The organism is Lentzea aerocolonigenes, from assembly GCF_000974445.1.
In the GTDB taxonomy this organism is placed as follows: Bacteria; Actinomycetota; Actinomycetes; order Mycobacteriales; family Pseudonocardiaceae; genus Lentzea; species Lentzea aerocolonigenes.
This window is the reverse complement of the sequence record NZ_BBOJ01000019.1, coordinates 191,238-216,192: the sequence shown is the minus strand read 5'-3', so window position 1 is coordinate 216,192 and position 24,955 is coordinate 191,238. Positions and strand designations below refer to the sequence as shown.

The following is a 24,955-nucleotide window of genomic DNA, read 5'->3' as shown; positions in this document are numbered from 1 at the left end:
CGTGACCAAGCCATTGACCAAGGACGACTACCGCCCGGACGACGTCACGGTGCACCGCGACCCGCAGCGGATCAACCGCGTGGTCAGGGCGCTGCGCAACGCCGGCCGCAACGTCGCGCTCGTGCCCACGATGGGCGCCCTGCACGCGGGCCACCGGCAGCTGATCCGCGAGGCGCAGGTCATGCAGAACACGGTGATCGTGGTGTCGATCTTCGTGAACCCGTTGCAGTTCGGGCCGAACGAGGACCTCGCGAAGTACCCGCGGCAGTTCGAGTCCGACCTGGACATCTGCCGCGAGGAGCGCGTGGGGCTGGTCTTCGCGCCGTCCGTCGAGGACATGTACCCCGAGGGCGCGCAGGTCACCGTGCACCCCGGCCCGCTGGGCGACGAGCTGGAGGGCGCGTCCCGCCCCGGTCACTTCGCCGGCGTGCTGACCGTGGTGTCGAAGCTGTTCAACATCGTGCAGCCCACGTACGCGGTGTTCGGGCAGAAGGACTACCAACAGCTGCAGCTCATCCACAAGATGGCGCGCGACCTGAACTTCCCGCTCGACGTCGTCGGCGTGCCGACCGTGCGCGAGCACGACGGCCTCGCGCTGTCGTCCCGCAACGCCTACCTGACGCCGGAGCAGCGCCACCACGCCGTGACGCTGTCGGCCGCGCTCACCGCCGGTGCGCACGTGTCGTCGCAGGGCGCGGACGCGGTGCTCAAGGCCGCGCACGACGTCCTCGCGCAGGTGCCCGAGGTCGAACTGGACTACCTGGAGCTGCGCGGGGTCGACCTCGGTCCCGCACCGGAGAACGGCGACGCCAGGCTGCTCGTGGCGGCCAGGGTCGGTTCCACCCGTCTGATCGACAACATCGCGGTGTTGCTCGGCGAAGGCGACGAGTAGGGGGAATGACATGTTCCGCACGATGCTGAAGTCCAAGATCCACCGCGCCACCGTGACGCAGGCGGACCTGCACTACGTCGGCTCGGTGACGGTGGACGAGGACCTGATGGAGGCCGCCGACCTGCTGGCGGGCGAGCAGGTCGCCATCGTCGACGTCACCAACGGCGCGCGCCTGGAGACCTACGTCATCCCCGGCGAGCGCGGGTCCGGCGTGCTGGGCATCAACGGCGCGGCGGCGCACCTCGTGCACCCCGGCGACATCGTCATCCTCATCGCCTACGGGCAGATGGACGACGCCGAGTCCCGCACCTACCAGCCGCGGGTCGTCTTCGTGGACGCCGACAACAAGGTCGTCGACCTCGGTGCGGACCCCGCGCACGCCCCCGAGGGCTCCGGTCTGGTGAACGGCTCCACGAGCGCGCCTTCGTCCGAGACCGTTGAGGCGACCGCGCTCGACGCGCTGATCCAAGCCGAGAACTGAGGAAACGCACCGTGCTGCTCGCCATCGACGTCGGCAACACCAACATCGTGCTCGGCCTGTACGACGGGGTCGGCGACACGGCCCCGCTCGTGCGCGACTGGCGGATGCGCACCGACGCGCGCATGACCGCCGACGAGCTCGCGCTGACCATGCGCGGCCTGCTCGGCGAGTACGCCGACAAGATCACCGGCATCTCCGCGCTGTCCACCGTGCCCGCGGTGCTGCGCGAGCTGCGGGTCATGCTCGGCCGCTACTACGACACCGTGCCGAAGGTGCTGGTGGAGCCGGGCGTGAAGACCGGTGTGCCGCTGCTCGTCGACAACCCGAAGGAGGTGGGTTCGGACCGCGTGATCAACACGCTGGCCGCGCACCACCTCTACTCGACCTCGTGCATCGTCGTCGACTTCGGCACGTCCACGAACCTCGACGTGATCTCGTCGCGCGGCGAGTTCCTCGGCGGTGCGCTGGCACCCGGCATCGAGATCTCGGTCGACGCCCTGGCCGCGCGCGCCGCCCAGCTGCGCAAGGTCGAGCTGGTCAGGCCGCGCAACGTGATCGGCAAGAACACCGTGGAGTGCCTGCAGTCCGGCATCGTCTACGGGTTCGTCGGGCAGGTGGACGGGCTGGTGCGCAAGATCACCGAGGAGCTCCAGCAGACCGACCCCGGCCCCGTGACGGTGATCGCCACGGGCGGGCTCGCTCCACTGGTCGTCTCGGAGTCGTCGACGATCGCGCACCACGTGCCCGACCTGACCCTGCTGGGGTTGCGGCTCGTCTTCGAGCGCAACATGTCTACTCGCTGAGGCGCACCGCCCGGAAGACCTCCGTGCGCAGGGGGACGTCGAACGGTCCGTTCGACGTCTCCGGCCGCGAGCGGAGGAAGGCGAGCATCTTCTCGTTGATCTCGGCCCGCTCCTCGTCGCTGACGACCAGCATCCGCGAATGCGTGTTGACGGTGGCGACGAGCGCTTCCGGCGAGTCCCTGCGGTGCGCGTGTGGGAACGTCCTGGTCTCGATCGGGCTGAACGACGAACTCGTCATGACGCCCGTGGGGTCCTGGTGCTGCGATTCGACGCTCGTGGCCGACAACCGCTCGAACTCGGCCAGCCACTCGACGTCCCGGGCGTGTTCGTTCCACATCGCCGCGACGACGCCACCGGGGCGCAGCACCCTGGCGATCTCCGGCAGCGCCCTCTCCTGGTCGAACCAGTGGAACGCGGTGCCGACCAGCACGGCGTCGATGGTCTGGTCCGGAACCGGGATGTGCTCGGCGTGGCCCGGCAGCGCGCGCACGTCGTGCACGCGGCGCACCAGCTCGGACAGCATCTGCTCGTTGGGCTCCACGGCTGTCACCCGGTGGCCTTCCGCCACCAGGACCGACGTCAGCTTGCCGGTGCCGGCGGCGAGGTCCATGACGTCTAAACGCTCGGATGTGCCCAGGGGCTCCAAGGCCCACCGGATCGCCGCCACGGGATAGTCAGGCCGGTGTTCGGCGTAGGCCTCGGCCTGCGCGCCGAACGAGTCCGCTCGCCTCGCGTGTAGATCCATCCGTCCAACTTAGGGTGTCGGGAATCCGGAGAGGTATCCGGTTCGCCTCGCCCTCGAGCACTTCCGTACCCTTCTCCGCGTGAGTGAGCAGCCGAAGCAAAACCTCGTGACCAGCGAAGAAGACCTGCCAGAGCAGATGCGCGTGCGCCGGGAGAAGCGTGCGCGGCTGCTCGCTTCCGGCAAGGAGCCGTATCCCGTCGAAGTCGCGCGCACGCACACGTTGCGCGAGATTCGCGACGCGCATCCCGAACTCGAACCCGACACGCAGACCGGCGAGCTCGTCGGTGTGACCGGGCGCGTGATGTTCATGCGCAACACCGGAAAGCTGTGCTTCGCGACGTTGCGCGAAGGCGACGGCACCGAACTGCAGGCGATGCTGAGCCTCGCCGGTGTGGGTGAAGAAGCGCTTTCCGAGTGGAAGACCGACGTCGACCTCGGTGACCACGTTTTCATCCACGGCGAGGTCATCAGCTCGCGCCGCGGTGAGCTTTCCGTGATGGCCGACGCGTGGCAGCTGACGTCGAAGTCGCTGCGCCCGTTGCCGGTCGCGCACAAGGAACTCGGCGAGGAAACCCGCATTCGCCAGCGTTACGTCGACCTGATCCTGCGGCCGACCGCTCGCGACACTGTTCGGACCCGTGCGAACGTGGTTCGTTCACTGCGCGACTCGTTCCACCGGCGCGGATTCCTCGAAGTCGAGACGCCGATGTTGCAGACGCTGCAGGGTGGTGCGAGCGCGCGTCCGTTCATCACGCACTCGAACGCGCTCGACATCGATCTGTACCTCCGCATCGCACCCGAGCTGTACTTGAAGCGCTGCGTGGTCGGTGGCATCGAGAAGGTCTTCGAGATCAACCGGAACTTCCGCAACGAGGGCGTGGACTCGTCGCATTCGCCCGAGTTTTCGATGCTGGAGTACTACGAGGCGTACGCGACGTACGACTCGAACGCCGTACTCACCCGCGAGCTGATCCAGGAAGCCGCGGAAGCGGTGACCGGTTCTCAGATCGTCACGTTGGCGGACGGCAGCGAGTACGACCTCTCGGGTGAATGGACGACGCTCAGCATCTACGAGTCGTTGTCCGGAGCGGTCGGTGAGGAAATCACCCCCGAGACGCCTGCCGAGGTGCTGCGCAAGCTTTGCGACCGGCACGAACTCGAGGTCAACCCGAAGTTCGGGCACGGCAAGCTGGTCGAGGAGCTGTGGGAGCACCTGGTGTGCGACTCGCTCTACGCCCCGACGTTCGTGCGCGACTACCCGGTGGAGACGTCCCCGCTGACCAGGCAGCACCGCACCAAGCCAGGTGTCGCCGAAAAGTGGGATCTGTACGTCCGCGGATTCGAACTCGGAACCGGTTACTCCGAACTGGTGGACCCGGTGATCGAACGGGAACGTCTCGAAGCGCAGGCGCGGCTTGCCGCGGCCGGTGACGTCGAGGCCATGCCGATCGATGAGGACTTTCTGCGATCACTGGAGTACGGAATGCCACCGAGTGGTGGTGTCGGAATGGGTATCGATCGGCTGCTGATGGCCCTCACCGGCCTGGGTATCAGGGAGACCATCTTGTTCCCGCTCGTTCGCCCTGAATGAGTAACTTTCCGGGATGTCGATAGGTGCAATGTGGCACCCGTGCGCTAACCTGCCTCGCAGAAGGCTTTAGTTGGCGACGCGGGTGACCGCGCATTCGGGGTCCAGGAGGATACGCATGGCGCAGAAGGTCACGGTGACCCTCGTCGACGATCTGGACGGTTCCACCGCTGAGGAGACCGTCGAGTTCGGACTGGATGGGGTCAGCTACACGATCGACCTTTCCTCGGGCAATGCGGGCAAACTGCGGGACGCTCTTGCCGACTTCGTCGGAAGTGCACGTCGTGCGGGTGGCCGCAAGCGCGTTGGACCTGGTCGTCCTGCCGGTGTGAAGGCACGTCCGGCATCAGCGGATCGTGAGCAGAACCAGGCCATTCGCGAGTGGGCCCGCAAGCAGGGCATGAAGGTGTCGGATCGCGGCCGCATCCCGGCCGAGGTGCTCGACGCGTACCACCAGCAGGGCTGAAAATTCGGTAAAACACGAAGGGGTTCCGGGAATCGTCCCGGAACCCCGAGGCGGGCCACATTGCTCGGTGCTGCGCACCTTCGCTGTGGCCCGCAGTGCTTTTCGGGGAGATCCCCGAACCCCCGGGCGTGTTTTTATGTGACTGTTCAACTACGCGCCGGATCGACGCCGAAACCCTTCGCGAGGTCGTCGAGCATCGCGTGCGCGCCCTGAAGGCTGACCGATGAGACCCAAACGACATCGGAGATGTCCTGCTTCTGGCCTTTCAGTTGACCCCACAACGGGTTGGCCAAATATTGTTGCTTGATCTTCTCGGTTTCGCCCTTCGGATCGGTCCAGGCGGAGACGAGGATCCGTTCGGCGTCGAGCGAGGAGATCTGCTCCTGGCTGAGGTCGACGGCGATCTTGTCCGAGGTCGGCTGGCCCTGAGGCCTCGCGAGGCCCGCGTCGGCGAACAGGACGCCGCCGGGGAACGACTTCTCCGTGTAGAGCCGCACGGTCTGCTCACCGGCGACGAACCGGGCCAGTGAGATCGACGGGTTGTGGCCGGCCTTGGCGCGGATGGCGTCGCCGACCTTCTTGGCCCGCGCCTCGTAGGCGGCGATCTTCTCGTTGGCGAGTTGCTCCTTGCCCAGCGCCTTGCCGAGCAGGCGGATGTTGTCCTTCCACGTCGGCCCGGTCGTCACGCTGAACACCGTGGGGCCGATCTTGGACAGCTTGTCGTAGATCTGCTCGTGCCTGACCTTCGCGGACACGATCAGGTCAGGGCCGATCGTGGCGAGCTCCTCGAGGTTCGGGCTGGCCAGCTCACCGACGGCCTTGGCGTTCTTCGCGTACTCGGCCGCGTCCTGCGCCAGGTAGTCCGGCAGGCCGTCGGTGCGGTAGCGGGTGTACGCGACGACCTCGGTCTCCAGCGCGAGCGCGGCGTCGACGTAGCTGCTGTCGAGCGCGGCGATCCTCTTCGGCCGGTCCTTGATCTCGGTCCTGCCCATGGCGTGCTCGATCGTCACCGGCGTCCAGCCCTGGTCGGCGGGCGCACTCGGGCTCGTCGTGGTCGCCTGACCACAGGCGGTGAGCGCGAGTAGCGCCACACTCATCAGAGCTGTTCTTCGCATCGGTGACTCCAGAAATTCGGTTAGGCTTACCTGGCTTCCGTGAGCACAAGTCGGGCATTTGGAGGGGTGGGCGTTGGGCCGTAAGAGGTTGGTCGGCCTGCTCTTCCTGCTGCTCGCGCTGGTCGCGGTGTGTCTGGCGAGCATCGCGATCGGCTCCAAGGAGATCCCGTTGTCCGGGGTCTGGCACGGCCTCTTCACACCGACCGGCGTCGAGGACGACGTGGTGATCCGCCAGTTGCGGATCCCCCGGACGTTGATCGGCATCGCGGTGGGCGTCGCGCTCGGCGTCGGCGGAGCGCTGATGCAGGGCCACACGCGCAACCCGCTGGCCGACCCCGGCATCCTCGGCGTCACGCACGGCGCCGCGCTGGCGGTCGTGCTCTCGATCTTCCTGTTCGGCGTCTCGTCGCTGGTCGGCTACATCTGGTTCGCGTTCGCCGGCGCGATGATCGCGAGCGTGGTGGTGTTCCTGCTCGGGTCCGCCGGGCGGGGAGGGCCGTCACCGGTGACGCTGGCGCTGGCCGGTGCCGCGGTCTCCGCGCTGATGCACGGTCTGGTGTCGGCGATCGTGCTGCTCGACCAGCAGTCGCTCGACGCGTTCCGGTTCTGGCAGGTCGGCGCCATCGCGGGACGTGACATGACGGTGCTGACGCAGGTGCTGCCGTTCCTGGTCGCCGGGCTCGTCCTCGCGGCGTTCAACGCGCCGGGACTCAACGCGTTGTCGCTGGGCGAAGACGTGGCTCGGTCGCTGGGCGTGCGGGTCGGGACGACGAGGTCGTTGGGCATCTTCGCGATCACACTGCTGGTGGGCGGGGCTGTCGCGGCGTGCGGGCCCATCGGGTTCCTCGGGCTCGTGGTGCCGCACGTCGCCCGCGCGTTCACCGGCCCGGACTACCGCTGGCTGCTGCCGTTCTCCGCCGTGCTGGGCGCGATCCTGCTGCTGTTCGCCGACGTCGTGGGCAGGGTGGTGGCTCGTCCGTCCGAGGTGGAGGTCGGCGTGATGCTGGCGCTGCTCGGCGCGCCCTTCTTCATCTACCTGGTGCGTCGCAAGAAGCTGGTGAGGATTTGACCGCGCTCAGGGTCGGGGCGACCTCGTTCAAGCTGCGCCGGCGGCCGCTGGTGATGGTCGCGGTCGCGCTGGTGCTGCTGGCCGTCGTCCTGGTCGTGGACATCATGATCGGCGACTTCCCGCTGACCGCGTCGCAGGTCGTCGACACGTTGCTGGGCGGAGGCACGCGCCGCGACCAGTTCGTGGTGATGGAGCTGCGGATGCCGCGAGCGCTGACGGGTCTGCTCGTCGGCGGTGCGCTCGGGCTCTCCGGTGCGATCTTCCAGGCGATCGTGCGCAACCCGCTGGCGTCGCCGGACATCCTCGGCGTGACCTGGGGCGCCGGCGCCGGAGCGGTCTCGGTGATCACGTTCGCCGGGTCGCTGGGCGTGGTGACCGGCGGTGCGGCGTCGATCGGGCTGCCGCTGGCCGGTCTCGCGGGTGGTCTGGTCGCGGGCCTGCTGGTGTACGCGCTGGCGTGGCGGCAGGGCATCGAGGGCTTCCGGATGGTGCTGGTCGGCATCGGCATCACCGCGGTGGCCGGCAACTTCACGCACTACCTGCTGACCGTCGGCGACGTGCAGGACGCCGGGCGCGCGATGGTGTGGATCACCGGGTCGCTGAACGGGCGCGGGTGGGAGCACGTCGTGCCGGTCGCGCTCGCGCTGGTGGTGCTTGTTCCGGTGGCGTTGATCGGCGGCCACGTGCTCGGGGCGCTGCAGTTCGGGGACGAGACTTCGCGCGGGCTCGGGGTTCGGGTCAACCTGGCGCGGTCGCTGCTGATCGTGGTGGCGATCGTGCTGGCGTCGGTGGCCACCGCTGCGGCCGGGCCGATCGCGTTCGTCGCACTTGCCACGCCGCAGATCGCTTTGCGGTTGGCGGGGACCGCGCAGCCGCCGTTGTTCGGGTCCGTGGTGGTCGGCGGCGTGCTGGTCATGTTGTCGGATCTGGTGGCGCGGACGGTCTATCGGCTCGAGCTGCCGGTCGGGGTGGTCACGGCCGTGCTCGGGGCGCCCTATCTGATGTATCTGCTGGTCCGTAGTCGTCGGGAGGCTCGGGTATGAGTGTTCGGCTTGAGGCCTCTTCGTTGTGCGTCGGGTACGGGGAGCGGCTGGTCGTCGACACCCTGGACCTGTCGATCGTCGGCGGGACCGTGACCGCGGTGATCGGGCCGAACGGGTGTGGGAAGTCGACGCTGCTGCGGGCGTTGGGGCGGTTGTTGCCTGCTCGTTCTGGGGCTGTTCTGTTGGACGGCAAGCAGATTGATCGGATGCCCACTCGGGAGGTGGCTCAGGTTCTCGGGTTGCTGCCTCAGGCTCCGTCTGCTCCTGAGGGGCTGACTGTGGCTGATCTGGTGGCTCGGGGGCGGCATCCGCATCAGGCCTGGTACCGGCAGTGGTCGTCTGATGATGCCGCGGCTGTTTCGGCTGCGATGGAGATGACCGGGATTTCGGATCTTGCCGACCGGACTGTGGACGAGTTGTCCGGTGGGCAGCGGCAGCGGGCCTGGATCTCCATGGCTCTTGCCCAGGGCACGGATCTTCTGTTGCTGGATGAGCCGACGACCTATTTGGACCTGGCGCACCAGATCGATGTGCTGGATCTGGTGCAGGAGCTGCACTCGTCCATGGGGCGGACTGTCGTGATGGTGCTGCACGACCTGAACCTGGCTGCTCGGTATGCGGATGTTGTCGTGGCCATGCGGGATGGGCGGATTGTGGCTCAGGGAGCGCCGTCGGAGGTGCTGACCGAGTCGATGTTGTTGGACGTGTTCGGGTTGGATGCTCGGGTTGTTGAGGATCCGGTTTCCGGGACGCCGTTGGTGGTGCCGGTTGGGTCTCGGCATCGGGTGCCGTAGGTGGGTGCGGTGGTTGGGGTTGGGCGGGTTCCGTTCCTGTTTCAAGATTTCTGGGGCGCTGCCCCAGACCCCGCCAATCTGATCAAGGACCTGTCCAGCGCCGTCTGCGGGTTGATGGCACGCCTGTCGGGTTGGGCGGCTTGCTGTTGGGTGGGTGGTGCGGTTCGGGCGGTGTGGTCCCGTCCCAAGTCGAGCCAGGAGCTGGTCACACCCGAGGGGAGAGGTCAAGTCGCGAAAAGCGTGCGACTTGACCTCTCCCCTCGGGCGCGACAAGAGCTGTGGCACGACTCGTGACGGGACCACACCGCCGGAACCTTGCGTTTAGGGCAAGGACTGCTCGCCTTCGGCCTCGCGTCGGCTCGCCTTCGGCATCGGGCTGATCAGGAGCAGGTGCGTGGGCAGGCCGTGCAGGGCTCTGCCTCTGGGAGGACGTAGTGGAAGCAGCAGCTGTTCCGCTTGCGCTTCCAGCCCTCGTTGGTGAGGTGCAGGGTTGAGGCGGAGACGAAAGGTTCGAGCTTTTCGGGGAGGATCAGGGCTGCCTCGGTGACGCCTGCGTTCTCGTCGCCGCACACTCGGCCTGCTGCCCAGGGGCCGTATTCGAGCATGTCGGTGGCTGCTGCCCAGAGTTGGCGGCGGCCGAAGCGGACCACCTGGCCGAACGAGGCGACGAACTGGGCCGCGTGGGCCGCGTAGCGGGCGCGTAGCAGGGCGGCCAGGGCGGCTTCTGAGGGGACGACTGTTGCGGCTGGGTGGTTTGAGGCCGGGTCGTCCGGGAGGCAGGCGAACTCGTCGCTGAGGATGGCCATGCCGTCCGGGTGGGGGCGGCCGTCCTGGGCGATGCGGAACGCGGTGTCGCAGGGCTTGAGGGTGGGGACTCGGCGGGCCGTGTGGAAGAGCAGGCCTGCGAGGTAACCGGGGACGTTGAGGTACCAACCCATGATGTAGCCGGCGGTGGCTCGGTCGTCGGACTCGCCGTACTGCTCTACGAGCCACTCGGCCAGGTCTTTGCGCCACAGGTCGAACTTGGTGGGCTCGGACAGGAGGTCGGAGCAGATCGTCCAGTCGCTGGGCGGAGGGCCGAAGCTGATGTCGGTGCCCACGTCGAGGCGGGCGATGGATTCGGCCAGAGGCGTGAGCGCACGCGGGTTCTTCTGTGAGACCCTCGCCGGTACGGTCAACGCGCGCTTCCTATCTCATGGGTATGAGGCTTGCCTAACCTTACCCAAAGATGACCGCATTGTGCCCGGCGAGGTGGGCCCGGTCACAGGAATATGGCTCAACTCGGCGGTGTTCGCGCTGAGCGGACATCGCCCGATCTGTGGAATCCGTTGCCCTCGACCTGCGTTGATGCTGATGTCACTGTTCCCCGGACGCCCATGGGCGCTTGTGGGAACCACGGGTCTCGGGGCCGCCCACTACAGTGGAGCCACGGTGCCGCGCTCACCAGGGTAGATCGGTGGAGCCGAGGACCGCCGACGCAGCAGTCAGGGAGTGCGAATGTTCGAAAGGTTCACCGACCGCGCGAGGCGGGTGGTTGTCCTTGCCCAAGAAGAGGCACGGATGCTCAACCACAACTACATCGGCACCGAGCACATCCTCCTGGGTCTGATCCACGAGGGTGAAGGTGTCGCCGCCAAGGCGCTCGAGTCGTTGGGGATTGCGCTGGAGGGCGTCCGCCAGCAGGTCGAAGAGATCATCGGCCAGGGCCAGCAGGCTCCGAGTGGACACATCCCCTTCACCCCCCGTGCGAAGAAGGTCCTGGAGCTCTCGCTGCGCGAGGCGCTTCAGCTCGGCCACAACTACATCGGCACCGAGCACATCCTGCTCGGGTTGATTCGCGAGGGCGAAGGCGTCGCGGCGCAGGTCCTCGTGAAGCTCGGCGCCGACCTGAACAGGGTGCGGCAGCAGGTGCTGCAGCTGCTGTCCGGCTACTCGACGGAGAAGGGTTCGTCGGAGTCGCCTGGGCGTGGCGAGGGCACCCCGTCGTCGTCCCTGGTCCTCGACCAGTTCGGGCGCAACCTCACGGCTTCGGCCCGTGAGGGGAAGCTCGACCCGGTGATCGGGCGCACCAAGGAGATCGAGCGGGTCATGCAGGTGCTGTCCCGCCGCACCAAGAACAACCCGGTCCTCATCGGCGAGCCCGGCGTCGGCAAGACGGCCGTCGTCGAGGGACTGGCGCAGATGGTCGTCAAGGGCGAGGTGCCCGAGACGCTCAAGGACAAGCAGCTCTACACGCTCGACCTCGGCTCGCTGGTCGCGGGCTCGCGCTACCGCGGTGACTTCGAAGAGCGCCTGAAGAAGGTCCTCAAGGAGATCCGCACGCGCGGCGACATCATCCTGTTCATCGACGAGATCCACACGCTCGTCGGTGCGGGTGCCGCCGAGGGCGCGATCGACGCGGCTTCGATCCTGAAGCCGATGCTCGCGCGCGGTGAGCTGCAGACGATCGGTGCCACCACGCTCGACGAGTACCGCAAGCACGTCGAGAAGGACCCCGCGCTGGAGCGCCGCTTCCAGCCGATCCAGGTGGGCGAGCCGTCGCTCGAGCACACCATCGAGATCCTCAAGGGCCTGCGCGACCGGTACGAGGCGCACCACCGCGTCTCGATCACCGACTCCGCGCTGGTCGCCGCCGCCACGCTGGCCGACCGGTACATCAACGACCGGTTCCTGCCGGACAAGGCGATCGACCTCATCGACGAGGCCGGCGCGCGCATGCGCATCCGCCGCATGACCGCTCCGCCGGACCTGCGCGAGTTCGACGAGAAGATCGCGGACGTCCGTCGCGACAAGGAGTCCGCGATCGACGCGCAGGACTTCGAGCGTGCGGCGAAGCTGCGTGACGCGGAGAAGCAGCTCCTGGGCCAGAAGGCCGAGCGGGAGAAGCAGTGGAAGGACGGTGACCTGGACGTCGTCGCGGAGGTCGACGACGAGCAGATCGCCGAGGTCCTCGCCAACTGGACCGGCATCCCGGTGTTCAAGCTCACCGAGGAGGAGACCACGCGTCTGCTCCGCATGGAGGACGAGCTGCACAAGCGGATCATCGGCCAGGTCGACGCGGTCAAGGCCGTGTCGCAGGCGATCCGCCGCACCCGCGCCGGTCTGAAGGACCCGAAGCGCCCCTCCGGCTCGTTCATCTTCGCCGGCCCGTCCGGCGTCGGTAAGACCGAGCTCTCGAAGGCGCTCGCGAACTTCCTGTTCGGCGAGGACGACGCGCTCATCCAGATCGACATGGGCGAGTTCCACGACCGGTACACCGCGTCGCGGCTCTTCGGTGCCCCTCCCGGTTACGTCGGCTACGAAGAGGGCGGCCAGCTCACCGAGAAGGTGCGCCGCAAGCCGTTCTCCGTCGTGCTCTTCGACGAGATCGAGAAGGCCCACCAGGAGGTCTACAACACGCTGCTCCAGGTGCTGGAGGACGGCCGCCTGACCGACGGTCAGGGCCGGACGGTGGACTTCAAGAACACCGTCATCATCTTCACGTCGAACCTGGGCACGTCGGACATCAGCAAGGCCGTCGGCCTCGGCTTCACCTCGGGTCAGGACACCGCGTCCAACTACGAGCGCATGAAGAACAAGGTCAACGACGAGCTGAAGAAGCACTTCCGCCCCGAGTTCCTCAACCGCATCGACGACATCATCGTCTTCCACCAGCTGACTCAGGACGAGATCATCAAGATGGTGGACCTGATGATCGCCCGCGTCGAGGCGCAGTTGAAGAACAAGGACATGGCGATCGAGCTCACCGATCGTGCCAAGGCGCTGCTCGCGAAGCGCGGCTTCGACCCGGTGCTGGGCGCCCGCCCGCTGCGCCGGACGATCCAGCGCGAGATCGAGGACACCCTGTCGGAGAAGATCCTGTTCGGCGAGATCCAGCCGGGCCAGATCATCATCACCGACGTCGAGGGCTGGGACGGCGAGTCGGACCAGCACGACAAGGCGAAGTTCGTGTTCCGCGGCGAGGCCAAGCCGAACCGCGTGCCGGACGCCCCGCCGGTCGATCTCGCGGCGCCCGCGGCCGCCGAGTCGCAGGACGCTCCGGCGACCGAGACCGAGTGATCTAGCAGCACGACAGAACGGCCTCCAGGCTTCCTGGGGGCCGTTCTCGTCTGTCCGTTCAACGATCTGCGCCCGCGGCGACTCCTGAGGTGAGACGCTTCCGCCGGAGGGGCACGTGGACACGTTGGCGTTCTTGCTGAACCCGTTGGTCGTGGTCTTCATCGCCGGCCTCGTCGTGGTGTTCGCCCTGAGGCCTCAGCAGCGTGCCCGTGCCCGCGCGCAGGCCGTCGCCGAGCAGACCCCCGCCCTGACCGAGCTGGCCTCGAAGCTGGGTGGTTTCCTTTCCGGCCCTGGTGAAGCGGCCGCGTGGACTCCTCGCCTCCAGCGTTCGAGGTTCGAGCCGGAACTGACGCTGAGCTTCCAGCGCGGGCCGTGGCACGTCCGGGTGACCGAGGCCTCCGTCGCGCGGATGGACAAGAACCTCCTGGCACACGAGCACTGGGTCGAGGTCGCGACGATGCCGTTGCCGGCGCGCGAGCTCACTTTCGAGTTCTTCGAACTGTCCTTCGAGGACGGTTTCGTGCACGCGGTGTGCGGAGGTCAGGTGCGGGCCGACGAGATCGAGTTCCTGGTAGGCATGATCATCGAGACGCTCGACCGGATGCCCGTTGTCCAGCCGCGCGATCCCACGGCCGTCCTCTGAGGATCACATCACTTCACCGGCCGGATTTGCCCGTTTCGCCGCGAACCCGAAACTCGTCCTGCGACTATTGCGGCCGCTCGCGTGATCTTGCCCGAGCGGAGTCCCCGCGGGAAGTTCTTGTGCCATCGGCGGCATTCGAGCAGCTGGTCGCTCAGGGCACGGATCGTTCGAAGCAGCGCATCGAAGGGTTTCTGGACATCTGACCATGGACATTCTGCTGAAGATCCTTCACAACGTGGTCCTGACGCCGTACTTCCTGGCTTGGACTGCTGCGGCGATCGTGTTCCTGGTCGTCCGGCGCTGGTGGCACTTCCGCGGCCACGCGAAACGGCGCGAGGCGCAGATCGCCGCGCTGACTCCGTTGGCGCAGCGCCTCGGTGGCAGGCTGCTCGGCCCCGGCGAAGCGGCCATGTGGACGGCCGAGCTCTGCAAGCCCTTCCGGAACGAGTTCTCGGTCGCGCTCCGGTCGAAGCGGCAGTTCGACCTCTCGCTGGACTTCCAACGCGGTCCGTGGCACGTCAGGGTGACGGAAGCGTCGGTCAGGTACGACTCGCGCGGATTCGGTGTGCGCTGGCTGCAAGAGCACCGCGTCGAGATCGCCACCGCTCGCCTGGCACCGCTGAAGGTCAGGCGGCCGACCAAGTACAACGTCACCAACGGACAGCCGTTGTCTCCGAGCCAGCTCGAGTCCGAGTGGACGCAGAGCGTCAGCTACGAACCGGAGACGGCGAAGCAGGCTGACGCCCAGTGGGTGCCGGTTCCGCTGCCGCCTCCGATGGACCAGGAGTTCTCGGCGTACGGCAGCGACCCGGCCGCGGCGGCCAGGGAGCTGAACTTCGGCGCGTTGCACTGGATCATCGACCAGGAAGGGAGTCTGCCCGCCTTCGCCAAGGGGCTGTCGCTGACCTTCGAGTCGGGCTTCGTCTACCTGGTGGTGCACGACCACATCTACCCCGACGACCTGATGGGCGTCGTCGAAACGATCTGCGGGCTGCTCGACAGGATGCCCGGCGCACGGCCGAGGCACCCCGCGGCAACGGTCTGAGTCAGCGTGGTGTGACGGCGTAGCCCGCCAGCACGATCTCCTCCAGATCGGGGTCGTCGTCCTGGATCACACCTTCGTAGTTGAAGCCGAACAACGCGCGCAGCGCCGCTTCTCCCAGGTCGAGCGGGTGGAAGCGGAACGGGTACTCGTCCTCGTCGTCGAGGCTTTCGAGGAACTCCGGATCGCCCGCCAGGTACTTCTCCTCGAACGGCAGGGGAGTGCCGACGTCGGAGATCACGCCGCTGTCCGGCGAGAGGCTGAACGAGCGCCGCAGGGTGCCGTCCGGCCGCCAGATGGCGTACGCGAAGAAGTCCACGACGCTGTGCATGGCGTGCAGGTACAGCGTGCGGCCGGCGGCTTCGCCGACGAAGCGCGCGTCGAGCTCGGTCGGGGCGTCGCCCGCGGCGTCCTGGGTGCAGACGATCGACAGGCCGGGGAAGACGGCGGCGTAGACCTCGCCCTTCGGCGGGTTGGACGAGTAGAGGGAGCCGTCGGCGATCGGGCGGATGTCGCACGACGGGTAGAGCCGCGCGACCAGGGCCGCGGTGGCTTCGCGGTCGATCTTCGGTGACGAGCGCAGCACCTCGCTGACCTCGCCGGATGCGTAGAAGAGCATCCAGTCCTTGGTTCCCATGAGGTCAGCATGCCGGACAGGTCTGACACTTTCCGACGCAACGGGAGCCCGCCGCCAACCGTCCTCAGACTGTGGCGACCACACCGGAGACTGACGCGCACTCGGGCACGCTGCACGGCGTGGTCACCACCGAGGTGAAGCCGCCCCAGAGCGGTTTCACCACGTTCCTGCTGGTCGTGTGTGCGATGGCGTTCGTCGCGGCGGCGATGGTCAGGCTGCTCGGCATCGACGGCACCCGGTACATGATCGCCACGACCTCGCTGACTCCGTACGTCACCGTCGCGGGGCTGCTGGTCGGCCTGTTCGCGCTGCTGCGCAGGAGGTGGGCCGTCGGGCTGACGATGACCCTCGTGGCGGTCGTGATGGTCGCGAACGTCGCGCCGAGGGCGTTCTCCGACTCGCGGCCGAACGGCGTGGGACAACCGGTCCGGGTGATGACCTCGAACCTCCTCGTCGGCATGGCGGACGCGGAGGCGATCGTCAGGGAGGTCAGGGCGCGCAAGATCGACATTCTGGCGCTGCAGGAGCTGACGCCGGAGATGGTGCGCGACCTCGAACGCGCGGGCCTCGACCAGGTGCTGCCCAACCGCGTCTTCCTGGACGAGCCGGGCGGGTCCGGCAGCGGCATCGCCTCGAAGTACCCGCTCACGCAGCGGAACCTGACCCCGCCGGGCACGTTGCAGCAGGCCGGCGCGGTCGTGGACCTGCCGGGCAAGGACATCGAGGTCGTCTCGGTGCACCCGCTGCCGCCGGTCGTCACGGCCGGTCCCGAGGCGTGGCAACGAGAGCTGGCCGGGCTGCCCAGCCCCGACTCGACCGGCGCGATCAGGGTGCTCGCGGGCGACTTCAACGCCACCCTCGACCACGTCGGCATCACGCGCCTGCTGAACAAGGGTTACGTCGACGCCGCCGACCAGGTGGGCAAGGGCCTGATCCACACCTGGCCGAGCAACAGCGGCATCTGGCCGCCGCCGGTCACCATCGACCACGTGCTGGTTGACCAGCGTTGCCCGGTCGACACGACGGACGTGTTCGACGTGCCCGGCAGCGACCACCGGGCCGTCGTCACGCAGTTCGTCGTGCCAAAGTTCTGAGCGCTTCCGCGGCCCCGGCGGGCAGCGACACGCCACGGCCGTGCCGGACCTCGGGCTCGCGGGTGTTGATCCGGATCAGCGAACCGGAGGCGGCGCTCGCCAGCTCGGCCTGACGCCGCACGGTGGGAACCGCGGTGCCCGCGCCGATCTCGATCACCACCAGCCGTTGCTGCGCCCGCCGCCACTCGGTGAGCGCGTCGAGCTGCGCCTGGCTGCGGTGCGGCACCCAGCCCCAGTCGCCGAACATGAGGATGTTGGGCCTGGCCAGCCCGCCGCAGTTCGGGCACGACGGCAGCTCACCGACGGCCCGCATCGACTCTCGATCCACGGTGACGTCGAACGAGCACTCCCAGATCTCGTCGGTGCACGGCTCCACGCACTGGACGTGGTGGATCGACCCGTGGACCTCGGCGACGTCGGTGAAGCCGGCCTTCTGGAACTGTCCGTCCACGTTGGACGTGAAGACGCGGGCGCCCCACCCGCGCAGGATCTCGAAGCCCTCGTGCGGCACGGTGGCGCGGTAGAGGTGCAACCGGTGGCCGTAGAAACCCCACGCCAGCGCGGGATCGTCCGCGAAGTGCACAGGATCCGCGATCTCCTCGAACTTCAGCCCGAGCCGCTCGTACGGCGGATAAGCCCGCCAGAAGCCCTCGGTGCCGCGGAAGTCCGGCAGACCGGAGTCGACCCCCATGCCGGCGCCGGCGCAGACGAGCACCGCGTCCGCACCGGCGATCAGCTCGGCGGCTCTGTCGTAGGCCTCGTCGATCACTGCTTGGGCTTGCTCCCCAGCACGACCTCGAACTCCAGCAGGTCGGCGCCGGTCGACACGGGCTTCGCGCGCTCACCCGAGTGCGCCGCCGCACCGGCCTGCCCGTCGCGCCAGGCCACGAAGTCCTCGTCCGTCTCCCAGTGCGTGACGACGAAGTAGCGGTCCTCGCCCGCGACCGGCCGCAGGAGCTCGAAGCCGAGGAAGCCGGGCTGGTCGTCGACCGCGCCGAGGCGGGCGGCGAACCGCTTCTCCAGCTCGGGGCCTGCGCCCTCGGGGACCTTGATCGCGTTGATCTTCACGACTGCCATGACGTCCACACTAGCGGCGCACTCCGGCAGGCAGCAGGTACTGATCTTCCGGAATGCCCGAGTCGCGGAACCAGGCCTTGAAGAAGCCGTCCAGCTGCTGCCCGGACGCCTCCTCGAAGTGGTTCTCGAACTCGGGCCAGGTGGCGTTGCCGTCCCGGTGCTTCGCGGCCCACGACTGCAGGGCCTTGAAGAACACGTCGTCCCCGACCTGCTTGCGCAGCGCGTGCATCCCCAGGAGGCCCTTGTCGTAGACGCCCCTGAACTCGTTGCCCTTGCCCATGTCGTAGAGCTTCGGCGCCCAGAACGACGACCGGCCGCGGAGCTCCTGGACGCGGGAGCGGTAGCGGTCGTCGAGGTTCGTGCCCTCCTTCTCCAGCCACAGCCACTGCGAGTAGGAGGCGAGGCACTCGTTCAGGCAGATGTCCGCCCAGTTCTTGATCGACACCGAGTCGCCGAACCACTGGTGGGCGTTCTCGTGCACGACGGTTTCGAGATCCGCCCACGACGCGTAGATCGGGCGGGTCTGGGTCTCCAGGGAGAACCCGATCTGGTCGGCCACCCAGATGCTCCCCGCCGCGCGTTGCGGGTACGGGCCGAACTTCGTCTCCAGGTACGCCAGGATCTCCGGCACCCGCGCCTGGATCGGCTTCTTCTGCGCCGACGTGCCGGGGGCGTAGGCGTCGAGGACGGGGGTGCCGCTCGGGAGCTTCGAGCGCACGAGCTCGAACTTGTCGATCGCCACGGTGGCCACGTAGGTCGCGAGCGGTGTCTCCTCGGACCAGTTGAACGTCGTCCAGCCGCCGTCGCGCGTGACCGGACCCTCCTGGCCGTTCGAGACCGCCGTCCAGCCGTCGGGGACGCGGGCCGCGATCTTGAGCGCCGCCTTGTCGCGCGGGGTGTCGTTGGCGGGGAACCACGTCGTCGCTGAATGCGGCTGACCAGCGGCGAACGCGCCGCCCGTCGACGAGATCTGCCAGCCGCTGCGGCCCAGCGAGGCGTCGTTGATCGTCGTGGGCTCGCCGCCGTAGGTGACGACGGCGGTGAACTGCTTGCCGTTCGCGAGCGGCGCGGCGGGCGTGATGACCAGCTCGTGGTCGCCTTCCTGCGCGAACTTCGCGGGCCGGCCGCCCACCTTCACGTCGCTGACCTTCAGGCCCTCGAGGTCCAGGTTGAAGCGCGAGAGGTCCTGCGACGCGGTCGCGGTGATCGTCGCGACGCCGTCCAGCTTCTTCGAGCCGGGGTCGTAGGTGATCGCGAGGTCGTAGAGGCCGACGTCGTAGCCGCTGTTGCCGTCCGTCGGGTAGTAGGCGTCGCCCGCGCCCGCACCGGCCTCCACGGCGGCCTCCGGTGACGTCTCCTGGCGTGGCTGCCGCGCGGGATCGCTGCCCGGCGTGCGGAACACGACGAGCAGACCTGCGACGAGCACGATCAGCACCAGGGCGATCAGGTACGGGCGGGCCTTCATGCGTTAATCATCCCTGTGTCGGTGGTGGAGTTCGGCGGAACGGGCCAAGGCGTGCTGCTCCTGCACGGCCTGATGAGCAGGGCCGCGGCCTGGTGGCCGGTGGCGCAGTGGCTCAGGCCGTTCGGCCGCGTCGTCGGGATCGACCAGCGCGGGCACGGCCGAAACCCGCAGCGGGGACCGTTTCGCACCGAGGACTTCGTCGCCGATGCCGCTGCCGCCATCGAGGACCTCGGCCTCGGACCCGCCGTGGTGATCGGGCACTCCATGGGCGGGCTGCACGCGTGGTGTCTCGCGGCGACCCGTCCGGACCTGGTCAGCGCGATTGTGGTCGAGGACTTCGCCCCGGACAACAGGGGCAGGACGATCGACGAGTGGAAGTGGCTCTTCGACGCGTGGCCGGTGCCGTTCCAGTCGGTCGCGCACGTGACGTCGTACTTCGGCTCGCCGGTGTTCGCCGAGTACTTCGAGGAACGCGCTGACGGCTGGCACCTGATCGCGTCGATGGACGACCTCTACGAAATCGCCACCCACTGGGGCACGCGGGCGTACTGGGACTTCATCTCGGAGGTTCGCTGCCCGTCGCTGGTCATCGAGGCGGGCAGGGGCGGGCAGCTGCCGCACCAGATGGAGGAAGCCGCGCGCAGGTCGAACGGCCAGTACCTGCACGTGCCGGAAGCCGGCCACGTCGTGCACGCCAGCGCGCCGTGGGTTTACCGCGGGGCCGTGGAGGCCTTCTTGAGCACGTCGATCTCGCCGGTCTGAGTGTCGACGACGGAGACTTCGCGGACCTTCGCTCGGATCGGCTCGACCGGGAAGATCTTGGCGAACGCGGCCTTCATCGCCTCGTCGTCGATGCCGTGGACCAGGGTGCAGTGCGGTACCCAGCTGCCGGGCAGGTAGTACGCGCTCGGATTCTTCACGTTGCTCGCCAGCACGTCGTGGATCGCCGAGTGCACGGCCAGCAGCTCTGCGTCGACCACGGCGGCGAGCATCAGCACGTTCTCGACCGTCGAGAACGTGCTGAGCGTGTGCAGCCAGAGGTCCGGCATCCACAGCCGCTCCAGGTCGGTCCGCAGCTCCTTGCGGACCTTGGGGCCGATGGTGCTCGCGATGGCGTACGTGAGGTGCGGCGGGTACTCGTGCTCCGTGCCGACCTGCCGCCACAGGTCGCGGACCTTCTTGTCCGCCTCGTCGTCGAAGAACGCCACCAGCGCGTGCATCAGTGTTCCCCCGGTAGTGCGAACAGCCCGTCCCGAGTCTGCTCGACCAGTCCGTCGTCGAGCAGCGAGACCAGGCACTTCTCCCGCTGAGTGATGTCGTTCCAGACGATGTCGAGCTGAGCCTTGGGCACCGGCCCCGGCGCCCCGCGCAGCACGTCGAGCAGCTTGCCCCGCACCTGCCGATCCGTCCCGGCGAACTTCTGCACCTTCTTCTCCGGCCCGGCATACGCAGGACGCCCGGCGAGCTGCCACGCGCACACGTCGTACAGCGGGCAGTCGGCGCACTTCTGGTTCTTGGCCGTGCAGATCAACGCCCCGAGCTCCATCAACGCCGCCGAGAACACCGCGGCATCGTCTTGGTCCTCCGGCAGCAGAGCCTCGACGTCACGGAGATCGCGCTTGGTCGACGGCGGCCCGGCATCACCAGCTCCGTGCACAGCGCGCGCGACGACCCGTCGGACGTTCGTGTCGACGACAGCGCACTTCTGCCCGTACGCGAACGTGGCGACCGCACGAGCCGTGTAGCTCCCGATGCCCGGCAGCGACTCCAGCACCGAAACGTCTGACGGCACGACGTCGCCGTGGTCGCGCGCGATCGCGGTAGCGGCCTCGTGCAGGCGCAAGGCGCGGCGGGGATAGCCGAGCTTCCCCCACATCCGCAGCACTTCGCCCTGCGGCGCGGCGGCCATCGCGGACGGCACCGGCCACTTCGCCAGCCACTCGTGCCAGATCGGTTCGACGCGTGAAACGGGCGTCTGCTGCAGCATGATCTCGCTGACCAGTACGCCCCAGGCGGTGCACGAAGGGCGGCGCCACGGCAGGTCGCGCGCGGCGGTGTCCCACCAGCCAAGCAGCAACTCGTGATTCATCGCGCGCCATTCTCGCAAACGCACGCGGGGAGCTTTCGTGCGCTCAGAGTGCACGAAAGCTCCCCGCGTGCGGAGAAGTCAGGCGGCCTGGGACTCCGCCGCGTCGACCTCGCGCAGCTCGCCCGTGTGCACGTCGTAGACGAAGCCGCGGATCTTGTCGGTGTGCGGGATGAACGGGCTGCGCCGCAGCCGCGCCATCGAGCCGCGCACGCTCTGCTCGACCACCTTGAACGCCTCGACCGCCCAGGTCGGGCGCAGGCCGGTGTCGGTCTCCAGCTCGTCCTTGAAGTCGTCCTCGGTCACCATCTCGAGGCCGCAGTTCGTGTGGTGCACCAGCAGCACCTCGCGCGTGCCCAGTTTGCGCTGGCTCAGCGCGAGTGAACGGATCATGTCGTCGGTGACGACACCGCCCGCGTTGCGCAGCACGTGCGCCTCACCCTGCTTCAACCCGAAGATCTCGAACACCCGGATGCGCGAGTCCATGCAGGTCAGAATCGCCACCTGCAGGGACGGCTTCGCGGACGAACGGTCTCCTGGAACCACGTTCCCGAGCTCGTAGTTCCGCTTGAGCAGTTCGTCGATCGCGGTCATGACAACCTCCATGGCCTACCGGCGGACACCCCGCGTCGATTGGAACTCGTGTTAGCAGCCGTTCACAAGGGGAAGAGGGTCAATATCACGTTCACCGGATCGAGCGATGCTCGCCTACCGCTGGATTCCACCTGGTCGGGCTAGTTTCGGGCCGTGATCGAGCCCACAGGACCGCTGCCGTCCACGGTGTACTGGCGCCGCCGCGTCGCCGCGATCGGTGCCGCGCTGGCCACGCTGGTGCTCGTGATCTGGATCGTCGGGATGTTCGGCTCGAACGACGAGACCGCCCAGCCGACGAACGCGGCCGCGGCGTCGTCGTCCAACCCGCCGCCGAGCCTGTCCGAGGCGGCCGCCGCGTCGTCCTCCTCGACCACGCCGCCGCCCTCGCCCACCGAGACCACGCCTCCGCCTCCGCCGCCCGGACCGCCGCAGCCCTGTCCTGACGACGTGATCGGGATCGTGGCCAAGGCCAACAAGCCCTTCTACACCATCGGTGACCAGCCGGAACTGTCGATGGACGTGGTCAACAACGGGACCGCGCCGTGCATCAAGGACATCGGCCGGCAGCACCGCGAGCTCACGGTCATGACCGCTGACGGCGCGACGTTGCTGTGGTCCAGCAACCACTGCCTGGCGACCGCGGGCACCGAGGTGCGGGTCATGCAGCCGAAGGAGATCTTCAACTACGGCACGAAGTGGGCGGGCTCCACCTCGAAGCCGGGGTGCGGTGCGCACACCCGGCTGGGGCCCGGCGACTACCTGCTGGTGGCGAAGCTGGCCGGGAAGGCCAGCTCACCAACCGTCTTCAGGCTGGAGTACTGAGACTCACGGCCCGAACCAACGCTCCTCGGCACCACCGCGCGGCGCCCCCGACGTCTTGCCGATGATCAGCTCCGTGGCGAGGTTGACCGACCGCGGCCGCGACCGCTCGTTCGCGTCGAGCAGCAGCTTGCCCGCCGCCCGGCCCTTCTCCATCACCGGCTGACGGACCGTCGTGAGCCCTGCCTCCTCGCCGGCGCGGATGCCGTCGAAGCCGGTCACCGTGATGTCGTGCGGCACGCGCAGGCCGCGGCGGGCGGCCTCGGTCAGCGCGCCGAGCGCCAGCACGTCCGAGGTGCAGATCAACGCGGTCACCTGCGGGTCGCGGTCGAGGACCTGGGCCGCGCCGGACGCGCCGGAGGCCATGTTGTGGTCGAAGCGCTCGACCACGGGCACCTGCGACCAGTCGACGCCCGCCTCGCTGAACGCCTCCGCCAGACCGGACAGGCGGTTGCGCTGCACGTGGAAGTGCGCGGCGTGCTGGCGGTCCGCGGTCACGAAGCCGTCGTTGCGGTCGCGCGCCAGACGCATGCACACGACGCCGATCCTCCGGTGCCCCAACGAGATCAGGTGCTTCGCGAGCTCGTACATCGCGCCGCGGTCGTCGATGCCGACCCGGTCGACCGTGCCGAGGTCCGGCTGGTCGCAGACCACGGTGGGCACCGGGCGCTCCAGCACGGCGGCGAGGTGCGGGTCGTCGTCCGGGACCGAGTAGACGACGAAGCCGTCGACGCCCGCGCGGTGCACCGACGCGACGTCCTCGCGCTCCGGGTTGGCGGGCACCAGCAACAGGCCCGTGCCGGCGTCTTCACACGCCAGTGCGAGGCCCTCGAGGAAGCCGATCGCGGCCGGGTCGCGGAACGCGTAGGAGAGGTTCTCGGTGAGCAACAGGCCCACCGCCCCGGCCTTGCGCGTGCGCAACGAGCGCGCCACAGGGTCCGGGCCGGGATAACCCAGCCTTCGGGCCGTGTCCAACACCCGCCGCCTCAGCTCGGGGGAGAGCTGGTCGGGACGGTTGTACGCGTTGGACACCGTTGTCCGGGAAACGCCCAGCTCAGCGGCCAGAGAGGCCAACGTTGCCGGACGTCGCACATGCATCGACCGCGCCATGAAAGGACCGTAACGGTTCAGAACCAATTCGTGAAGCGAGGGTGACCTGTGTCCCTCAAATGACGCATCCGCCCTGGTTGACCCATCTGCCTTGTTCAGAATTTGGTCCAGACCACTAAGCGTCTCACTTCGGTGGGGCTGTCGACTCCCTGACGACCAGTCGCGGCCGGAACACGCGGGTGTAGTTGTCGGTGCCCTGCCTGCGGCGATCCGGGTCCAGACGCAGCACGAGCTCGTCGATCGCGGCCGCCGCCATCTCCTCGATCGGCTGCGCGAGCGTGGTCAGAGCGGGCGACGAATAGGCGGCCAATGGAATGTCGTCGAATCCCACGACGGACAGGTCGTCCGGTACGGAAATCCCTCGTTGGTGTGCTTCGCGCATGACGCCGAGCGCCATGTGGTCCGAGGAGCAGATCACCGCGGTCGGCGTCACCGTGTCGAGCAACTTGGCCAGGGCCTGGCCGCCGCCCTCCGCGCTGAACGGCGCGTGCGAGACGTACTCCGAGCCGGCCGGCAGGTGGTTCTCCTCCAAAGCGGCCGCCCAGCCGGCGCGCTTCAGTCGGGAGGGCAACGAGCGTGCCGGGCCCGAGACGAACCCGATCCGCTCGTGGCCGAGCTCGATCAGGTGCTTCGTGGCCGTGTAGCCCGCGAGCTGCTCGTCCACCGTCACGTCGGGCACGTCCAGCGCGGGCGTGGCACCGTTCAGGAAGACCATGTGGACGCCGTCCGCGACGAGCTTCGCGTAGTAGCTCGGCCGGGGCGCCTGACCGAGCGGCACCTCGACGTTGGTGATCTCCGGTGACACGAACACCATGCCCTCGACCCCGCGGGCCAGGAGCATCCGGACGTACTCCTCCTCGCCCATCGGGGCGCCGCTGCGGGTGTTGCACAGCAGCGAGGAGTAGCCGAGGCGTGCGGCCCTCGTCTCCAGGGCTTCGGCGAACGCGGGGAAGACCGGGTTTGAGAGCTCCGGCACGAGCAGGCCGATCACCCCGGTGCGTTGGAGCGCGCCGAGGCCGCGGGGGGTGTACGGCATCTCCGCGAGGACCGACAGCACCCGCTGCCGGGTCTCCTCGTTGACGCCCGCCCGTCGGTTCAGCACGCGGCTCACCGTCGAGATGGACACCCCGGCTGCCCTCGCGATCTCGGACAGTCCGGACACGTTGCCTCCCTGCTCAGCTCGGTTGCGGGGCAAGCCTGCCGTGTCCGGAAAAAATTTGCAACGAGCGTTTGCAAGACGGTGCCGTTACGGCTTGGTTACGGTCGACGTCTTGACCTGACCATGGTTCTGGTAGTGAAATCGCCCGCAACATTATCGCAAAACCTTGCAAGA

The 24,955-nt window shown here is 68.1% G+C and carries 26 protein-coding genes; 14 read left to right on the top strand and 12 right to left on the bottom strand.

Annotated elements, in window-relative coordinates; genetic code table 11:
• The first annotated feature begins 1 nt into the window (after position 1).
• Genes panC through AOM45_RS34115 form a run of 3 tightly spaced genes read left to right on the top strand, consistent with a single transcriptional unit; the run spans position 2 to position 2,176 of the window.
• Positions 2-892 carry a pantoate--beta-alanine ligase gene (gene panC, locus AOM45_RS34125; protein WP_081902488.1) on the top strand — a complete coding sequence of 297 codons (891 nt, stop codon included), beginning with the start codon at positions 2-4 and terminating at the stop codon, positions 890-892.
• Positions 893-902: 10 nt separating this feature from the next.
• Positions 903-1,373 carry an aspartate 1-decarboxylase gene (gene panD / locus AOM45_RS34120; protein WP_030471054.1) on the top strand — a complete coding sequence of 157 codons (471 nt, stop codon included), beginning with the start codon at positions 903-905 and terminating at the stop codon, positions 1,371-1,373.
• Between the two features lie 11 nt (positions 1,374-1,384).
• A complete protein-coding gene (locus tag AOM45_RS34115) occupies positions 1,385-2,176 on the top strand; it encodes a type III pantothenate kinase (RefSeq protein ID WP_030471053.1) in 792 nt (263 codons plus the stop codon).
• Here AOM45_RS34115 and AOM45_RS34110 read toward each other — a convergent pair.
• The gene (locus tag AOM45_RS34110; protein ID WP_030471052.1) at positions 2,166-2,921 is read right to left on the bottom strand and encodes a class I SAM-dependent methyltransferase; all 756 of its coding nucleotides are present in this window, start codon (positions 2,919-2,921) and stop codon (positions 2,166-2,168) included. The two genes, AOM45_RS34115 and AOM45_RS34110, sit on opposite strands and share 11 nt — an antisense overlap.
• A 136-nt stretch (positions 2,922-3,057) precedes the next feature.
• Here AOM45_RS34110 and lysS point away from each other — a divergent pair, with 136 nt between their 5' ends.
• Both lysS and AOM45_RS34100 read left to right on the top strand, forming a co-directional pair.
• Positions 3,058-4,512 carry a lysine--tRNA ligase gene (gene lysS / locus AOM45_RS34105; protein WP_051784293.1) on the top strand — a complete coding sequence of 485 codons (1,455 nt, stop codon included), beginning with the start codon at positions 3,058-3,060 and terminating at the stop codon, positions 4,510-4,512.
• A 115-nt stretch (positions 4,513-4,627) separates the two neighbouring features.
• Positions 4,628-4,975 carry a histone-like nucleoid-structuring protein Lsr2 gene (locus tag AOM45_RS34100; protein ID WP_030471050.1) on the top strand — a complete coding sequence of 116 codons (348 nt, stop codon included), beginning with the start codon at positions 4,628-4,630 and terminating at the stop codon, positions 4,973-4,975.
• Positions 4,976-5,121: 146 nt separating this feature from the next.
• Here AOM45_RS34100 and AOM45_RS34095 read toward each other — a convergent pair whose 3' ends face one another.
• Positions 5,122-6,072: an ABC transporter substrate-binding protein gene (locus tag AOM45_RS34095; RefSeq protein WP_051784282.1), complete on the bottom strand. Its 951-nt coding sequence runs from the start codon at positions 6,070-6,072 to the stop codon at positions 5,122-5,124.
• 91 nt (positions 6,073-6,163) lie between these two features.
• On the opposite strand from AOM45_RS34095, the gene AOM45_RS34090 reads away from it, so the two are divergent.
• From AOM45_RS34090 to AOM45_RS34080, 3 genes are read left to right on the top strand one after another with little or no spacing between them, the layout of a single operon-like run.
• Positions 6,164-7,159, top strand: a complete 996-nt coding sequence (locus AOM45_RS34090; protein WP_030471048.1) for a FecCD family ABC transporter permease — start codon at positions 6,164-6,166, stop codon at positions 7,157-7,159.
• On the top strand, positions 7,156-8,202 hold the full coding sequence (locus AOM45_RS34085; protein ID WP_030471047.1) for a FecCD family ABC transporter permease: 1,047 nt from the start codon (positions 7,156-7,158) through the stop codon (positions 8,200-8,202). The genes AOM45_RS34090 and AOM45_RS34085 overlap by 4 nt, the downstream gene beginning before the upstream one ends.
• On the top strand, positions 8,199-8,996 hold the full coding sequence (locus AOM45_RS34080; RefSeq protein WP_030471046.1) for an ABC transporter ATP-binding protein: 798 nt from the start codon (positions 8,199-8,201) through the stop codon (positions 8,994-8,996). Before AOM45_RS34085 ends, AOM45_RS34080 begins: the two co-directional genes overlap by 4 nt.
• 380 nt (positions 8,997-9,376) lie before the next feature.
• Here AOM45_RS34080 and AOM45_RS34075 read toward each other — a convergent pair whose 3' ends face one another.
• The gene (locus tag AOM45_RS34075; protein WP_030471045.1) at positions 9,377-10,174 is read right to left on the bottom strand and encodes a (2Fe-2S)-binding protein; all 798 of its coding nucleotides are present in this window, start codon (positions 10,172-10,174) and stop codon (positions 9,377-9,379) included.
• Between the two features lie 319 nt (positions 10,175-10,493).
• Here AOM45_RS34075 and AOM45_RS34070 point away from each other — a divergent pair, with 319 nt between their 5' ends.
• From AOM45_RS34070 to AOM45_RS34060, 3 genes are all read left to right on the top strand, one after another.
• Positions 10,494-13,055 (top strand): ATP-dependent Clp protease ATP-binding subunit, encoded by a 2,562-nt coding sequence (locus tag AOM45_RS34070; protein WP_030471044.1) that lies wholly within the window; start codon positions 10,494-10,496, stop codon positions 13,053-13,055.
• A 115-nt stretch (positions 13,056-13,170) separates the two neighbouring features.
• On the top strand, positions 13,171-13,698 hold the full coding sequence (locus AOM45_RS34065; protein WP_030471043.1) for a hypothetical protein: 528 nt from the start codon (positions 13,171-13,173) through the stop codon (positions 13,696-13,698).
• 205 nt (positions 13,699-13,903) lie between these two features.
• Complete coding sequence (locus tag AOM45_RS34060; RefSeq protein WP_030471042.1) at positions 13,904-14,743, top strand: hypothetical protein; 840 nt, start codon at positions 13,904-13,906, stop codon at positions 14,741-14,743.
• A gap of 1 nt (position 14,744) precedes the next feature.
• Here the strand turns inward: AOM45_RS34060 and AOM45_RS34055 are convergent, their stop codons facing one another.
• Positions 14,745-15,377 (bottom strand): DUF6928 family protein, encoded by a 633-nt coding sequence (locus AOM45_RS34055; RefSeq protein ID WP_030471041.1) that lies wholly within the window; start codon positions 15,375-15,377, stop codon positions 14,745-14,747.
• Positions 15,378-15,448: 71 nt separating this feature from the next.
• Between AOM45_RS34055 and AOM45_RS34050 the strand changes: the two genes are divergently transcribed.
• Positions 15,449-16,471, top strand: coding sequence for an endonuclease/exonuclease/phosphatase family protein (locus AOM45_RS34050; RefSeq protein WP_236703922.1), 1,023 nt, complete (start codon positions 15,449-15,451; stop codon positions 16,469-16,471).
• On the opposite strand, the gene AOM45_RS34045 is transcribed toward AOM45_RS34050, so the two are convergent.
• The 3 genes from AOM45_RS34045 to AOM45_RS34035 are packed head-to-tail and all read right to left on the bottom strand — an operon-like array spanning position 16,443 to position 19,013.
• Positions 16,443-17,237 carry an SIR2 family NAD-dependent protein deacylase gene (locus tag AOM45_RS34045; RefSeq protein ID WP_030471039.1) on the bottom strand — a complete coding sequence of 265 codons (795 nt, stop codon included), beginning with the start codon at positions 17,235-17,237 and terminating at the stop codon, positions 16,443-16,445. The two genes, AOM45_RS34050 and AOM45_RS34045, sit on opposite strands and share 29 nt — an antisense overlap.
• Entirely contained in the window at positions 17,237-17,548 is a 312-nt protein-coding gene (locus AOM45_RS34040; protein ID WP_030471038.1) for an antibiotic biosynthesis monooxygenase family protein, read from the bottom strand. The genes AOM45_RS34045 and AOM45_RS34040 overlap by 1 nt, the downstream gene beginning before the upstream one ends.
• Positions 17,549-17,558: 10 nt before the next feature.
• Positions 17,559-19,013 carry a M1 family metallopeptidase gene (locus AOM45_RS34035; protein ID WP_030471037.1) on the bottom strand — a complete coding sequence of 485 codons (1,455 nt, stop codon included), beginning with the start codon at positions 19,011-19,013 and terminating at the stop codon, positions 17,559-17,561.
• A gap of 15 nt (positions 19,014-19,028) precedes the next feature.
• On the opposite strand from AOM45_RS34035, the gene AOM45_RS34030 reads away from it, so the two are divergent.
• Positions 19,029-19,775, top strand: a complete 747-nt coding sequence (locus AOM45_RS34030; protein ID WP_030471036.1) for an alpha/beta fold hydrolase — start codon at positions 19,029-19,031, stop codon at positions 19,773-19,775.
• Here the strand turns inward: AOM45_RS34030 and AOM45_RS34025 are convergent.
• The 3 genes from AOM45_RS34025 to AOM45_RS34015 form a co-directional block, all read right to left on the bottom strand.
• Complete coding sequence (locus AOM45_RS34025; RefSeq protein WP_030471035.1) at positions 19,724-20,233, bottom strand: 2'-5' RNA ligase family protein; 510 nt, start codon at positions 20,231-20,233, stop codon at positions 19,724-19,726. The genes AOM45_RS34030 and AOM45_RS34025 overlap by 52 nt on opposite strands.
• Complete coding sequence (locus AOM45_RS34020; protein WP_030471034.1) at positions 20,233-21,102, bottom strand: HhH-GPD family protein; 870 nt, start codon at positions 21,100-21,102, stop codon at positions 20,233-20,235. Before AOM45_RS34020 ends, AOM45_RS34025 begins: the two co-directional genes overlap by 1 nt.
• Before the next feature lie 78 nt (positions 21,103-21,180).
• A complete protein-coding gene (locus AOM45_RS34015) occupies positions 21,181-21,693 on the bottom strand; it encodes a beta-class carbonic anhydrase (protein ID WP_030471033.1) in 513 nt (170 codons plus the stop codon).
• Between the two features lie 153 nt (positions 21,694-21,846).
• Here AOM45_RS34015 and AOM45_RS51250 point away from each other — a divergent pair, with 153 nt between their 5' ends.
• Positions 21,847-22,515 carry a hypothetical protein gene (locus AOM45_RS51250; RefSeq protein WP_156094179.1) on the top strand — a complete coding sequence of 223 codons (669 nt, stop codon included), beginning with the start codon at positions 21,847-21,849 and terminating at the stop codon, positions 22,513-22,515.
• A gap of 3 nt (positions 22,516-22,518) precedes the next feature.
• On the opposite strand, the gene AOM45_RS34000 is transcribed toward AOM45_RS51250, so the two are convergent.
• Both AOM45_RS34000 and AOM45_RS33995 read right to left on the bottom strand, forming a co-directional pair.
• On the bottom strand, positions 22,519-23,622 hold the full coding sequence (locus AOM45_RS34000; RefSeq protein WP_030471030.1) for a LacI family DNA-binding transcriptional regulator: 1,104 nt from the start codon (positions 23,620-23,622) through the stop codon (positions 22,519-22,521).
• Positions 23,623-23,746: 124 nt separating this feature from the next.
• Entirely contained in the window at positions 23,747-24,784 is a 1,038-nt protein-coding gene (locus AOM45_RS33995; protein WP_030471029.1) for a LacI family DNA-binding transcriptional regulator, read from the bottom strand.
• Between the last annotated feature and the right edge of the window lie 171 nt (positions 24,785-24,955).

Coding starts and splice junctions, on each gene's coding strand:
- panD (WP_030471054.1), top strand. CDS start 903: ATGTTCCGCACGATGCTGAAGTCCAAGATCCACCGCGCCACCGTGACG.
- AOM45_RS34110 (WP_030471052.1), bottom strand. CDS start 2,921: ATGGATCTACACGCGAGGCGAGCGGACTCGTTCGGCGCGCAGGCCGAG.
- lysS (WP_051784293.1), top strand. CDS start 3,058: ATGCGCGTGCGCCGGGAGAAGCGTGCGCGGCTGCTCGCTTCCGGCAAG.
- AOM45_RS34100 (WP_030471050.1), top strand. CDS start 4,628: ATGGCGCAGAAGGTCACGGTGACCCTCGTCGACGATCTGGACGGTTCC.
- AOM45_RS34095 (WP_051784282.1), bottom strand. CDS start 6,072: ATGAGTGTGGCGCTACTCGCGCTCACCGCCTGTGGTCAGGCGACCACG.
- AOM45_RS34080 (WP_030471046.1), top strand. CDS start 8,199: ATGAGTGTTCGGCTTGAGGCCTCTTCGTTGTGCGTCGGGTACGGGGAG.
- AOM45_RS34070 (WP_030471044.1), top strand. CDS start 10,494: ATGTTCGAAAGGTTCACCGACCGCGCGAGGCGGGTGGTTGTCCTTGCC.
- AOM45_RS34060 (WP_030471042.1), top strand. CDS start 13,904: ATGGACATTCTGCTGAAGATCCTTCACAACGTGGTCCTGACGCCGTAC.
- AOM45_RS34055 (WP_030471041.1), bottom strand. CDS start 15,377: ATGGGAACCAAGGACTGGATGCTCTTCTACGCATCCGGCGAGGTCAGC.
- AOM45_RS34040 (WP_030471038.1), bottom strand. CDS start 17,548: ATGGCAGTCGTGAAGATCAACGCGATCAAGGTCCCCGAGGGCGCAGGC.
- AOM45_RS34035 (WP_030471037.1), bottom strand. CDS start 19,013: ATGAAGGCCCGCCCGTACCTGATCGCCCTGGTGCTGATCGTGCTCGTC.
- AOM45_RS34025 (WP_030471035.1), bottom strand. CDS start 20,233: ATGCACGCGCTGGTGGCGTTCTTCGACGACGAGGCGGACAAGAAGGTC.
- AOM45_RS34020 (WP_030471034.1), bottom strand. CDS start 21,102: ATGAATCACGAGTTGCTGCTTGGCTGGTGGGACACCGCCGCGCGCGAC.
- AOM45_RS34015 (WP_030471033.1), bottom strand. CDS start 21,693: ATGACCGCGATCGACGAACTGCTCAAGCGGAACTACGAGCTCGGGAAC.
- AOM45_RS34000 (WP_030471030.1), bottom strand. CDS start 23,622: ATGGCGCGGTCGATGCATGTGCGACGTCCGGCAACGTTGGCCTCTCTG.